Origin of the sequence: Leptothermofonsia sp. ETS-13 (assembly GCF_049200465.1) — a bacterium.
Taxonomy (GTDB): Bacteria; Cyanobacteriota; Cyanobacteriia; order Leptolyngbyales; family Leptolyngbyaceae; genus Leptothermofonsia.
Genome location: NZ_CP120836.1, coordinates 3,905,350 through 3,919,186 on the forward strand (window position 1 = coordinate 3,905,350; position 13,837 = coordinate 3,919,186).

The window sequence follows — 13,837 nt, forward strand, 5'->3', positions numbered from 1 at the left end:
AGGCGTTTAGGTAGGGGATTGTTGGTTATCTAATGCCAGGTTTAGTTTCAGAACGTTGACACCGGGCTCGCCGAAAATACCCAAAAAACGCCCGTCGGTATTTTGTGAAATCAACTTCTCGACCTGCTGGCGATCCAGCCCTCTGGCTTTAGCGATGCGATCGCTCTGTTGCAGGGCTGCTTCCGGCGTAATGTGGGGATCAAGGCTGGAACCGGAGGTATAGACCAGATCGGCGGTGGGTTGAATCCCAGCTTTTTGTAATGTGGGAAGGGTTCCAGCTATTGCCTTTTCTAAGTCAGGCGATTGCAGCCCCCCAATCCGCTTTAGCAAAGCTGGATTGCTGGGCGCAAGGTTACTGGCACCTGAAATACCTGTTTTAAGAACTCCAGCATCCTCTGCTTTTGGATCGGCGGTGCTATAGTTGGTCGTGCTGGGGCGGCTCCAGAAGTAGCGATCGGACGAAAAGGGCTGTCCAATCAGTGCTGAACCCACCACCTGACCCTGAGCATCTTTAATTAAACTTCCGTTTGCCTGGTAGGGAAACACTACTTGCCCAAACGCAATCATGGCAAAGGGGTAAATCAGTCCTGTCACAATCCAAAGAATCAGCGTTGAGCGAATGGCTCTGGAAACTTCTCGGCTAAAGCTCATCAGAATTTCTCCGGTACAAACATAACAAAGAAAAGGTAGATGGAGAGTGCAACCGTAACCATTCCCAGCATGGCCAGCCAGACGATTTGGGATTGGGTCAGTTGTGCGCCTGTAGCAGCATAAACGGCGGGTGATAGAACCAGAAGGTTAAAGACCATGCCCAGAAACAGGTACAGCGGCAGCTTCTGTCTACGCCACTCAAACCAGATTTTGGCAATGGTTTCCAGAAACGAAGTCGTTAGAGATCGGGTTGGAATGATTGGTTTCATACACAGTCACATCGGGGAGTGTAAGAAGGAATGGTGGTGAATCAGTTGAAAAACAGGGAGTAGGGAGTGGGCAGTTACAGGGGGAATTTTCTGCTTAGGGATGGGCACAGATCATACTAAGTGCCTTTTATGTCAATGGAATTACCAGGTCAATCAGCTTAATGGCAACAAAGGGCGCAATCACTCCTCCGACTCCATAGATAAAAATATTGCGCTTCAGTAACTGATCCGCTGTCAAAGGACGAAACTGGACTCCCTTGAGCGCTAGCGGAATCAGAGCCGGAATGATCAGTGCGTTGTAAATTAAGGTTGCCAGAATGGCAGAGGTTGGACTTTTCAACCCCATAACATTGAGAGCTCCAACTCCTACGGTAGAAAAGATGGTAGGAATGATGGCAAAGTACTTGGCAATGTCGTTTGCAATCGAAAATGTTGTCAGCGCTCCACGCGTAATCAACAATTGCTTTCCAATTGTGACCAGATCGATCAGTTTTGTTGGGTCAGAGTCCAGATCCACCATATTGGCGGCTTCTTTGGCTGCCTGGGTACCCGAATTCATTGCCAACCCCACATTTGCTTGAGCCAACGCAGGAGCATCATTGGTACCATCCCCGGTCATTGCCACCAACTTTCCCTTTGATTGTTCAGATCGGATGACATCGATTTTGTCTTCTGGGGTTGCTTCTGCGATAAAGTCATCTACTCCCGCTTCTTCAGCAATAACTGAAGCGGTGATTCGGTTGTCACCCGTCAGCATGATGGTACGGACGCCCATACGGCGGAGTTGGTCAAATCGCTCTCGAATACCCGGTTTGACAATATCTTTCAGATAGATGACTCCATAGATTTCGCTACCCTGGCAAACGGCGAGGGGTGTTCCCCCCAGGTGGGAGACTTGCTCAAAAGCTGCATCCAGGTCAGAGGGGATTTGGCCACCACGGGAGCGAACAAAGCCTTTGATGGCATCTACAGCTCCTTTACGAACTTCCTGTCCATCAGGCAAATCTGTCCCGCTCATTCGGGTTCGGGCAGAAAACTCGACGCCTTCAGCCCTATCCAGTTTGAAATCGATAGATGCCTGCATCGACTCTGCCAGGCCTACGATGGATCTGCCCTCTGGAGTTTCATCAAACACACTGGAGGCTAGCGAAACGTTTGCAACCTCTTCTACTGTATGTCCGTTGACGGGAATAAACTGATCGGCAAGGCGATTACCGAGGGTAATGGTGCCCGTCTTGTCCAGTACCAGGGTATTCACATCACCACAGGCTTCTACGGCGCGCCCCGAAGTGGCGACTACGTTAAATTGAGCTACGCGGTCCATGCCAGCAATTCCGATCGCACTCAACAATCCCCCAATGGTTGTTGGAATCAATGCAACCAGCAATGCAATCAATGCGGCAATTCCTACCGGAGACTGTACATAGTTTGCAAAAGGGGTTAGTGTTGCAATTACAATTAAAAACACCTGAGTCAGGACAGCCAGCAATACCGTCAGGGCAATCTCGTTGGGAGTTTTGCGGCGCTCAGCTCCTTCGACCAGGGCAATCATGCGATCAATGAACCCTTTACCGGGATCTGCCGTAATCCGGATAATTAACTCGTCTGATAACAACCGGGTGCCACCAGTGACTGAACTGGCAATATCAGTACCCGGTTGCTTCAAAACAGGAGCCGATTCACCTGTAATCGCGGACTCATCGACCGAGCCAACTCCTTGAAGCACTTCTCCATCCGCTGGAATCATGTCACCTGCAACGACTTTTACCTGGTCGCCTCGTTGTAGCGCTGTGGAACTGATTTCCTGAATGGAACCATCGGGAAGGAGTTTGCGGGCGATCATATCAGAACGGGTGGATCGGAGTGAGTCTGCCTGAGCTTTGCCGCGTCCTTCGGCGATCGCTTCGGCAAAATTAGCAAAGACAACCGTGAAAAACAAAATAGCGGTAATCAACCCATTCAACAGACGGGAGTTTTCGTTGGGTATATCTCCAAACAAGCCTGGGTTGATTGTCACCAGTGCAGTCACAACGGTGCCGATGTAAACCACGAACATAATCGGATTTTTCACCGCAATTCGGGGGTCAAGTTTGACAAATGCATCTCGAATTGCCCGCTGATAGAGCCCACTCATTTTCGCTTTCGGCGTGTGTTTCCGAGAAGCACGAGTTCCAGTGGGAACCCGGTAAGGACGAGAAGTCGAGCTGGATGGTTTCATTGGAATGGGGGGAGAGGAAAAAGGAAGAGGGAAGAAGAAAGAGAGAAGTCAGGAGCCAGAGGTTAGGAGTTGGGATTTGGGAAGAGGGGAGGTAGGGAGTAGGGAGTAGGGAGTAGGGAGTAAAGTAACCTCACCCGATCACCCCGTTACCCGATCACTCCCTCACGTGACTAACAATTAACAACCAACAACTAACAATTTCCACTAACCTCCAAAAACCTGAAAGGCTTCTGCAATGGGACCGAGCGCCAGTACAGGGAAGAAGGTTAGCGCGCCCATAATCAGGATGATGCCTGCGGTGACACCTGTGAACAATCCAGTATCGGTGCGTAAAGTGCCGGAGGTCATGGGGACGGGTTGTTTACGGGAAACGTTATCTGCCAGCAGCAGCAGGGCAATGATAGGAATGTAGCGTCCGACCAGGAGACTGAAGGATGCGCTTAGATTCCACCAGAGGGTAGCGTCGCCCAGCCCTTCGAAACCAGAACCGTTGTTTGCAGCGGCGGAGGTGTATTCATAAATCACCTGAGATAGTCCGTGGAAGCCGGGGTTGCTGATACCGGCTAGTTGCTCAGGGAATGCCATGGTAATGGCGGCCGGTATCAGGATGGCGATCGGGTGAACGAGCAAAATCAGAAAACTCGTTAATACCACTTCTCGTTTCTCAATCTTGCGTCCCAGAAATTCGGGAGTGCGACCCACCATTAGCCCGGTCACAAAGACTGCCAGAATGAGATAGGCAAACAGGTAGGCGGTACCAGTGCCCTGCCCTCCCCAAATAATTTGCAGAAACATGTTTGAGAGCTGAACAAAGCCACCGTTTGGCATAAAAGAGTCGTGCATACTGTTGACCGCACCACACATAGTGGCTGTGGTAGTGACGGCGAAGAGGGCAGACTGGGCCCAGCCAAAGCGGACTTCTTTCCCTTCCAGGTTTGGTTGCTGGCTACCCAGGAGAGCATTAACCGCAGGGTTGCCATTGTGTTCACTGATCGCCACAATCCCCACAAATGCAATGTAAATTGCCAGCACCATGCCATACACCAGCCACGCCTGCTTGCGGTTATTGACCATCACGCCGTAGGTGTAAATGAGCGAACTGGGAATGGAAACCATTCCAACAATTTGAATTAAGTTGGTGAATCCATTGGGGTTTTCAAGCGGATGGGCAGAGTTGATACCAAAGAAGCCACCTCCGTTTTCGCCCAGTTCTTTGATGATTTCAAAATGAGCAACAGGACCAAGAGCGATCGCCTGTTGCAAATCCGGATTTTCTAGCGTTCGGACAACAACCGGACCCGCCAGCGTTTCGGGAATTCCCTGCGATATTAAAGCGATTGCGCCCACGATGCTAATTGGCAGCAGAATACGTGTAATTGATCGAAACAGGTCAACATAGAAATTACCCAGTGGTCTACCCGTTAAACCGCGAATAAAGGCAATTCCAACAGCTAAGCCCGTTGCAGCGGAGGTAAACATGAGGAAACCCAGAGCGGCAAACTGGCTAAAGTAGCTCAATGTTGTTTCGCCAGAGTAGTGCTGCTGATTGGTATTAGTAACAAATGAAATGGTCGTGTGAAGGGCCAGATCCCAGGTGGGAGTACCAAGCCCCGTCGGGTTAAACGGCAGCCAGCTTTGATTCATCAGAATCAGAAAAATCAGCAAGCCCATGACAGCATTGCTATAAAGCACTGCCCGTGCATATTGCCAGCCAGTCATGTCTTCCCATGCTTGAATGCCGCTAAGGCGGTAGACAATTCGTTCAACAGGGTCGAGCACAGGGTCGAGAAGGGTTGTCTGCCCTTGATATACACGAGCCATGTATCCCCCAAAAAATGGAGTAATGACTATGATGATGAGAATTGTCAGCGCAATTTGGAAAAAACCTTGCCACATAAATCAGAATTACCAGAAAGGAACTCTCAACGGTTTTTATCAGCAGTTTGCAACAGAGTGTTCAATAGCGTCTTTCTTGAAATTTGAACGGGGTGCAGGGGTTCCACCCCTGCGTGGAGGCGAAACCCCTACCCCCTCTTGCTGGTGGATACTAACTGTAAGAACAAGATCCCCACTGGCAATAATTTGAATTGGCGATCGCTGAAATTACATGATTTGAGCGAATTAGACCTAACAAATAACAATCTTGAGGTAATCGAATTGTAGTCAAGAAAACACCACAATGAATGTTATCAGGCAATATCCTTATCTGGACAAGCCCAGATGGTGAAGTGTTCATAGACTTGGTAGCAGCAAAAGCTGTTGGTTTTAAGAATAGCTTGATAGCCTCATTGTCCACCTGTTTCAGATTCAGTAACATACAGCAACGGATATAAATTCTGTTTAGAAATCTCTGTTTAGAGATCACGCAAGCTAGATGTTTCAGATCTTTTCATAGAATCTTTTCATAGAAATCCGAACTTTTGATAGATAGCAAAGGGTTTATATTTGGAAATATAGGCTCTCTATATATTTCTAGGTATATAGCATCCTTCTTGAAATTTGAATGGGGTGCAGGGGTTCCACTTCTGCGCGGGGACGAAGCCCTCACTCCCCTTTACCAATTAATGATGACTACCTAATGCATTTAGACCTTTTTTGCTAGGGGTTCTAGAGCGTGTCATCAATTGAGCCAGATGACAAAAGCCGCCAGATAAATCCCACTCAGAACCATCTGTGCCAACTTGTCGTAGCGCGTTGCAATCGCCCGATACAGCTTCAGTTGGGCAGAGAGGTTTTCAATCAGAGGGCGTGCTTGGTAGAGGTGCTTGTTGTAGTCTCGCTGGGTTTTGCGGTTGCGCTTGGGGGGAATCACACACGTTTTGCCCTGCTGTTGCAATCGTTCAATCACTCGTGGGTTTGCATCATACCCCGTGTCTGCCAACAGGGTGTCTGCTTTGAGGTCGGTTAACAGCACATCCGCCCCATCCAAGTCACATGCCTGCGCAGGTGTGAGGTGAAACCCAAGCGGATTGCCTAAAGCATCAACCAAGGCATGAATTTTAGTACTCAATCCCCCGTTGCTGCGACCAATAGCTTGGGCATCGGCAGCCCCCCTTCTGCCCCGGCACTATATTGGTGGGCGCGCATAATCAGTCGAGCATCGCGTATTCAATGTCTGCATTGTGGGCTAACATCCTAAACACTCGCTCCCATACACCCGTTTTGGCCCACCGCCGAAACCGGGTGTGGACTTTGCGAAAGTGCCCAAATCGGTCTGGCAAGTCGCGCCAAGGGATGCCTGCTCGGTAGCGATACAAGACAGCTTCGACAAACAACCGATGGTCCTTCGCCTTGACTCCAACCCACTGGTCACTGCCAGCTAATAAATCTTTGATGCGTTCCCATTGGTCATCTCGTAAAGCATAGCGGCGAGTGGTCATGCTCAGCTTGTGGGATAAATGTCTGCTATCCCAGCTTACCTATTTGATGACACACCCTAAATCAATCCCTAGAATTTTCATAGCTTTTGTCCTTGGGTTGGAGGTACGTATAACAGGTCAATCCTGATTTGGTTTGATTTTCCTGGTCTTTCCAACCCAAGGCTTACATGGATTCTTTAGGCTTACCCTCTTTCCCCCTAATACCGATCTCCGGTGTTACTGAATGTGGGTATGAAGCTGTATGCTCGAAATTTCGTTTCGATTCATACTGCTTTCCAGCAACGCCCCGATCTCCTGCTATCGTGTCTAACCGATCCTTCGCAAAACATTCAGCCTGGTTCGTCGGTAATGGCTTGATTGCCGCACAAACCAATAGCCTCCAGCCTTCGAGATGAAAAGGCAAGGTTTTAATCGCCCGCCATCCGTAAGTCATTGCCGTTTGGCGTTGACCGCTGTTGAATGCCCACCAGCCATACTGCAACATGAAACGGTGACGGGAAGCCTGGCTACTTCCCGGACGCCATTCACCAATGGCTTCAAATTGTCCTTCTATGCCTCGCCGCTTCCATGCTCGTTCGCACGCCTCCCGTGCTTTTTCCATTTCCAGGCTGGGGTTTTTCTCACTGATTGAATTAGGATGGAGCCGATACTGCACCAGAGGCTGGGGCAGATTGGCCAGTTTGCCAACTTCTCCCAATCGCATCCACAGATCCAGGTCTTCACAGACTGGCATCGTCTGGTTATATCCACCAATGGCGATCGCAGGTACCCGCCGGAACATCACCGTTGGCTGGTGAATGGCCCCAAACCCTGCCAGCAACTGCTTCTGAATTGTGGCATCGTCCTCCGCCAACTGAAAACAGATCAGCAACAGACGGCCCTCTTCGTCAATGAGTTGGTAAGAACTGCCAACACAAACCACATCTGGATTCTGCCGCAGAAACATCACCTGGCGAGTCAGGCGATCGGGAAGAGCAATATCATCCGCATCCATAACAGCAACGAACTCACCCTTTGCCTGCCACAGCATCTCATTTCGGGTGCGAGAAATCCCCCGATTCTCCCGGCTAATTAAACGGATTCGCTGATCCTTTTCAGCGTAGCGCTTCAAAATCGACAGTGAGGTATCGTTTGAACCGTCATCGGTGATGATCAATTCAAAATCCTGAAACGATTGACCCAGGATGCTTTCAATCGCCAGCGCTACATACCGCTGACTATTGTAAACTGGCATGAGAACTGAAACGGTAGGGCTCATACCGAATCTCCTTTAGGAAAAGGTTTGATGGCGGCGCAAACAAGTAACCTCCAGCTTTCCAGATCGAGTGGCAGTGCCTGTACAGCTCTCACCCCATAGGAAACCGCTGCCTCTCGCTGTCTGTTGAGAAACGCTTGCCAACCACACCGGAGCATCAATTGTTGATAGCGTTGCTCAACCTTTTCACAGCGAGGGGGATCCTTCAGGCCGCGGCGCTGCCACGCCTGTTCACATACCTTTCGTACCGTCTGACTATGCTGCTTTAACCGTTTTGATGTGATCGAAGCGGTATGAACCCGATATTTTAGAATCGTTTCCTCAAGATTAGCCAGTTCCCCCAACTCACCCAAGCGTAACCACAAATCCAGATCTTCGGCAGGAAAGGTAGCCGGATCGTATCCCCCAACTTGCCGTACGGCTGACCGCCGCATCATGGCACAGGAATGCTGAATTGGCGAGTTTCCGGACAAAAGTCGTTGTTGAATCTCATTATTTTGGAGAACGGGCGAAACGTGGAGAAGCCATTCTCCCTGGTGATCCACCATGTCATAGGCACCACCAACACAAAGCAGATTGGGCTGGTTCTCTAACTGTTGAACCTGACGCAGCAGCCGATCTGGTAAAGCGACATCATCAGCATCCATCCGAGCCAGAAACCTGCCGCTTGCCATTTCAATCAATTCATTTAATGTCCGAACCAGCCCCCGATTTTCACGGCTCCATAAGCGAATTCGGCGATCGCTTTCCGCATACTGCTGCAAAATTTTGAGGGAATCATCTGTGGAGCCATCGTTAATAATCAACAGTTCAAACTGAGTAAAAGATTGGTTGAGGATACTCTCGACCGCTTCCTCCAGATAGTGGCCACCGTTGAAGACTGGCATCAAGACTGAAACGATTGGAGATTGATTCATTGCTCAACTCCACCAAGCAACGTTTGAACAACAGAGCAGAAAAGCGATGCAAACCCATAAGAGTTAACTAGTGTTTCAAACACTAAATTTTGCAACATGGGGGTTTGGGGGCTTTGCCCCCAGAAGGGGGGTTCACCCCCTCCACCCCCTTCAAAACTTTTGTTTTGCAGTACTCGTCTGGCTAGCCGCCGTTTATAGGTTTTCCCCATTTGCTGACGATGCAACCCAATACTCGTCAGGTGGATGAACTCCATGGAAGATTGATAATTCAGCACAGCACTCCTGAAATTGTTAATAAGCGCCTGGTCTGAAATTGAATTCGCATGTTCAGCTTATAAAGCGTTACATTTCTTCAAGCATCGGTACGAATCACTCAATCCGTTTGCGGCGAAGGCATTGGTTTCACTAGTGCACAGGCCAATAATTTCCAGTTTTCCAGGTAGAGAGGGTTGATGGCGATCGCCCGTAACCCACATCGTCTTGCCACCTCCCGGTTTCCATTCATAAATCCTTCCCAGCCACACTTTAGCCAGAAGTTGGTCTGATGCATATGGTTCGCTGGCTGTCGAAAGAACTCGCCTTGAATGCCCCGCCGTTTCCAGGCATTTTGGCAGGCGGTTAGGGCATCTTGACTTTGCTGCACTTGTCTGACATTGGTAACTGAATTTCGGTGCAACCGATACAGAATCAGGGTTTCTCTCAGGTTTGCCAGTTTGCCAACCTCTCCCAACTTTAGCCACAAATCCAAATCTAGTGAGGTTTGCAAAGATTCATCGTATCCTCCGACACCTAAGGCTGCAATACGCCGAAACATAGACGAAGAATGATGCAATAGCGAAACCCCACCCAGCATCAATCGTTGGAGTTCATCATTGTTCTCAGGCATTGAACAGTGGCCCACAAAACGGCTTTTATCATCAATCCAATCAACTGAAGATCCTACACATACGAACTCCGGATTCTGGCGCAAGAATTCCACTTGCCGAGCAAAACGATGGCTCAGCGAAATGTCATCGGCATCAATGACAGCAATGAACTCTCCCCGAGCCTGAAATAACATCTCATTACGAGTTTTGGAAATGCCTCGATTTTCACGACTAGTCAAACGGATGCGAGAATCTTGTGCGGCATATTTCTGTAAGATTGCGAAGGAATTATCAGTAGATCCATCGTCTATGATGAGGAATTCAAAGTCAGAAAAGGTTTGTCCCAAAATACTCTCTACTGATTCTTGCAAGTAGGGAGCACTGTTATAAACCGCCATTGAGACACTGATGGTGGGTGGCATAATCACTTTTTACTCAATTGCAGGATGTGGGCACCTTTCTCAGTTACAATTTGTTCCACTTTAGACAATGAGAAATTTTGTTTCCAAAGTTTGACAATCTCTTGTTCATCCTCTCGGTTACTATCGTCTAAAAGTACCAGGGCGTTATCACTTAGTGAATCGATTAAAAGAGGTAATGCAGGATAACGAGAAAGTTTTTGTAAATCGCCTGGTGGGCCATCAATAATGAGCAAATCAATCGGTTGCTCCAAACTCGTAAGGAAACTAGGGTCATACCAAAGCCATGTCTTATCGTATATCGTTATATTCTTTAGGGGTGCATAAATTACCTGAACAACATTTTGTAATGAATGATTCAATACACTATTTTTAGTTATTTCAGTGTAGGATTCCTCATGATCCACTGAGATAACCTCACCTTGATTTAGCTTTTGGAGACAATAACCAACAACGAGAGTTGATACACCACTACCTAGCTCAACTACGAGTCTGGGTTTATGTTCAAAAACAGAGCTAATAACTAGCTTCATAAAATCTGGGGAAACTGCCCATCCCCTCATTGGAGGTAGGGGATGACGAAGAGCCAACAAGTTAAAAATTGAGAATAGTGCTTCGATCTGCCGATAGTGATTATCAGCTTGCGACTTTAACTCAAGCAATTCAAACAACTGCTCATTTTGTTGTAGAGAAACTTTCTGATTCCGGTAATAGGCTTCGAGTTGAATAAAAGTAATTAAAAAAAGCAAAGTAGCTATGATAAAAACTATTGAAAGTTCCTTGAGATATATCCAAAGTAATAGAGAGAATATAAGGAAAAAAACTGCCAAAAATCCACTAATAATTAGTGATTTCTGATTGATTTTCTCTCCTTGATTATGGAGAAGCATTCACATCCTCCTTGGCAGTCTTTTCTTATTCGCATTTTACCAGTTCCCAACTTCTTGGTTGGTAGAATATACATTTACTCATTCGCCCATTAGTTCGCACCACAAAGCGAAAAGTTTCAACAATGTCCAGAATAAAAAGGGCACTATTACGAATATCCACTCTCATGATGTAAACTCCTGGAGAAAGCCCAAAATTAGGCAAATAAATTTTTACTTCATGCTGACCAGGAGAAATGTTAAACGCTAACTTATCGTTGGATCCTCCAAAGTACAAAACAGTTTGTCCTTCTTTTATGATTGAGATCCGAATATTGACATCATCCAATAGTTTATGGGATGTAAAACCGATACAAAGCTGGACTGTTTCACCGCTAATCAGCTCTTCCAATATCTGATTATTAATGTTTTTGAAGCAGAGTGAAGTGATATCAAGACCCAAACTTTCCTCAGCCGTCTTGACTGGCACTCTGAGCATGCCAGAGATTTTTTGGGCTGCTCCCAGAAAGAGATCTTCCTCATACTGATTCATGATTATCTCGGTATCACCGCAGGCAATCACGTTTCCCTTTTGCAGATACACCGATTTTTGACACATTGAAAGGATTGCTTGAGGGTTATGGGACACGAGCACAAAGGCTATGCCTTGCTCCCTGAGTTCATGTAAACGACGATGGCACTTTGCAAGAAACTGAATATCGCCAACCGCCAGGACTTCATCAATTAGCAAAATCTCTGGATTGGTATGAATAGCACAGGCAAAGCCAAGGCGAGCGGCCATGCCAGAACTGTAGCTATGCACAGGGGAATCGATCGCTTCCCCAATTTCAGCAAACTCAACTACTGCATCAAATCGAGCTTTAATTTCCTTTGTCGATAGACCCAAAATGGACATATTGGCAAAAATATTTTCTCGCCCAGTCAAAATTGGGTTAAATCCTGCCCCTAGAGCAATCAGTGGAGCGACCCGCCCTCTAATTCTGACAGAACCTGTATCGGGACGAATTAGGCCGCTAATGATTCGGAGCAGGGTGGTTTTACCACTGCCATTGGCCCCAACCAACCCCAATGCTTCACCCCGTAGCAGTTTCAGGCTGACATCCTTGAGTGCCCAAAATTCCCTGGTTCTTAGCGTATTGCTTTGCTGGCGCAACCCCAATAACTCACTCGCAATATCCTGGACCCCATAGAAGAGCGATCGCTTTAAGCTACGGCAAAACTTTTTAGACACGCCCTCCACTGAGAGCACAACCTCCTCCTCCAGGGATGAAGAATTTGCAATCTGATAGTCCGGAGTTGATGTCATCACGCACTGACCCTCTCAACCACAAATGGCATGGCAATCCGGTAGAACAGCCAGCCCACCAGCAGACCCACCATTGCAGTTACACTCATCCACCAAAACCCCTGAGGATTGGATAGATGGCCCATCGTTGCCAGTTCTCTAACAGCCACAAGCAGAGGCGTCACAGGGTTTAACCGAACCAAAGTTGCAAATGTTCCTTCTTGAGGAACCGGGTAAATGACGGGGGTGAGAAAAAGCCAAAACCCCAATCCCAGGGTTAGCCCTTTAGAAAAATCTTCATACAGAGCAGCGATCGGTGCCAGGAACAGCCCGATGCAGGTGCCTAACATAACCAGGTGAATCAGTGCCACTGGAGTCAAAACTATGGTCCAGGCAACGGGCATCTTAAACCAGAGGAACAAACCCACAATCAAGATCAATTTGATGCCAAAGTTAAAGAAAACCTGCCCCAACTGGGAAAGAATAATCGCCTCACGAGGAAAGTTGATTCTGACCAGCATTGGCTTTGCCAGACTGACTGCCTGAATTTGACTACTAACCGCCTCTGCAAAGGTTTGCCAGAGCGCCATGCTAAACATCACGTAAGCGGGGTAAGGTAAATTGGTTTCGCCAACGTTGAGGATTTTGGCATTGTTTGCCAGAGTCAGCCCCAGCGCTGTCACAATTGGCGGCACAAATGCCCAAAAAATTCCCAGAAAAGATTGACGGTATTGAGCGCTGATATCCCGCACCAGCAAGCGCCAAGCCAATTCCCGTGCGGCTAGCAGATCACGTCCCATTTCCTTGAACAGGCGAATCGGATGTCTTAGATAACTTTCTGGTGTGTAGATAACCTCGTGCAGTGGTTGACGCGGCTTTTGCATATCAGTGTTGCTCCACCACTGGTCAGAGAAGGTCAAAGATTAGAATACTGAGACTGTATCAGGGTTCTGCAAAGGCTACATGATCTAACAGAAAGGAATTGCCTGCGATATGTTAACCAGAAAACATTATTCCAAACTGTGTCAGGAGGAAATTGGAGCTGGTATACCACTTTATTAAGAATTATGCCACTTTATTAAGAATTTATAGTAGAGCAAAGAGGGAAAACACAGGGGACAAGGGACAGGCAATATTTCCTACTATCACCTGATCTCGACCCACAGTTTGTAGGTGGCATTTCCACGGATGGTGCCAACAGCAATCTGATAGTCTCCGGTATCGGGCAGTTTTCCACTCCAGACCATAGTTTCCTGCTTCAGCACCCGTCGCTGCCCTGACTGATTGAGAGGGGCAGCGACATCAAACAAGGCGTTATTTTCCAGGGATTCTATTTTTACAGTCATGATTTGCCCTTTTTGAGCTCTCAGTAAATAAATATCGCGTGTACCTCTGACGACAGCGGTTCGTATACTGGCAGAGCTTTCTCCGGGCTTAAACCGGATGCGCTGAGTCCGCGATCGCTGGGCCAGCAGTACCGGGTTTTCTAAGCTGGGGAGCAGGTTCAGTGTTTTGCCTGGCGGGGAAGTGGAGGTTGCTACTGCGTTTAAGGTAATGGGTAGGACAACCAGTGAGAGAGCAGGGAGAGCGATCGCGGCTTTCAGTAGATGGAACGCCTTTAAGAGCATGATGAAGCAATGAGTTGGAACGTTGTAACCAGCGGGGTGTGAGATTTTTTAGAAATTACAAA

11 protein-coding genes and 1 pseudogene are annotated in these 13,837 nt (G+C 47.8%); all 12 read right to left on the bottom strand.

What is annotated here, in order from left to right:
* Window positions 1–6 precede the first annotated feature (6 nt).
* Window positions 7–651 carry a K(+)-transporting ATPase subunit C gene (kdpC, locus tag P4D80_RS17805; protein ID WP_421655347.1) on the bottom strand — a complete coding sequence of 215 codons (645 nt, stop codon included), beginning with the start codon at window positions 649–651 and terminating at the stop codon, window positions 7–9.
* The gene (locus P4D80_RS17810; protein WP_421655348.1) at window positions 651–920 is read right to left on the bottom strand and encodes a potassium-transporting ATPase subunit F; all 270 of its coding nucleotides are present in this window, start codon (window positions 918–920) and stop codon (window positions 651–653) included. The genes kdpC and P4D80_RS17810 overlap by 1 nt, the downstream gene beginning before the upstream one ends.
* A 127-nt stretch (window positions 921–1,047) precedes the next feature.
* A complete protein-coding gene (gene kdpB, locus P4D80_RS17815; protein WP_421655349.1) occupies window positions 1,048–3,138 on the bottom strand; it encodes a potassium-transporting ATPase subunit KdpB in 2,091 nt (696 codons plus the stop codon).
* Between the two features lie 204 nt (window positions 3,139–3,342).
* Entirely contained in the window at window positions 3,343–5,034 is a 1,692-nt protein-coding gene (gene kdpA, locus P4D80_RS17820; protein WP_421655350.1) for a potassium-transporting ATPase subunit KdpA, read from the bottom strand.
* A gap of 724 nt (window positions 5,035–5,758) precedes the next feature.
* A pseudogene (locus P4D80_RS17825) lies at window positions 5,759–6,518 on the bottom strand (IS5 family transposase).
* Window positions 6,519–6,681: 163 nt separating this feature from the next.
* Window positions 6,682–7,776, bottom strand: a complete 1,095-nt coding sequence (locus P4D80_RS17830) for a glycosyltransferase family 2 protein (protein WP_421655351.1) — start codon at window positions 7,774–7,776, stop codon at window positions 6,682–6,684.
* Window positions 7,773–8,690, bottom strand: coding sequence for a glycosyltransferase family 2 protein (locus P4D80_RS17835; RefSeq protein ID WP_421655352.1), 918 nt, complete (start codon window positions 8,688–8,690; stop codon window positions 7,773–7,775). The genes P4D80_RS17830 and P4D80_RS17835 overlap by 4 nt, the downstream gene beginning before the upstream one ends.
* Before the next feature lie 373 nt (window positions 8,691–9,063).
* Window positions 9,064–9,978, bottom strand: a complete 915-nt coding sequence (locus P4D80_RS17840; protein WP_421655353.1) for a glycosyltransferase family 2 protein — start codon at window positions 9,976–9,978, stop codon at window positions 9,064–9,066.
* 2 nt (window positions 9,979–9,980) lie between these two features.
* A complete protein-coding gene (locus tag P4D80_RS17845; RefSeq protein WP_421655354.1) occupies window positions 9,981–10,865 on the bottom strand; it encodes a class I SAM-dependent methyltransferase in 885 nt (294 codons plus the stop codon).
* 25 nt (window positions 10,866–10,890) lie between these two features.
* A complete protein-coding gene (locus tag P4D80_RS17850) occupies window positions 10,891–12,168 on the bottom strand; it encodes an ABC transporter ATP-binding protein (protein ID WP_421655355.1) in 1,278 nt (425 codons plus the stop codon).
* Entirely contained in the window at window positions 12,168–13,031 is an 864-nt protein-coding gene (locus tag P4D80_RS17855; RefSeq protein WP_421655356.1) for an ABC transporter permease, read from the bottom strand. The genes P4D80_RS17850 and P4D80_RS17855 overlap by 1 nt, the downstream gene beginning before the upstream one ends.
* Before the next feature lie 261 nt (window positions 13,032–13,292).
* Entirely contained in the window at window positions 13,293–13,775 is a 483-nt protein-coding gene (locus P4D80_RS17860) for a hypothetical protein (protein ID WP_421655357.1), read from the bottom strand.
* Window positions 13,776–13,837: the final 62 nt, after the last annotated feature.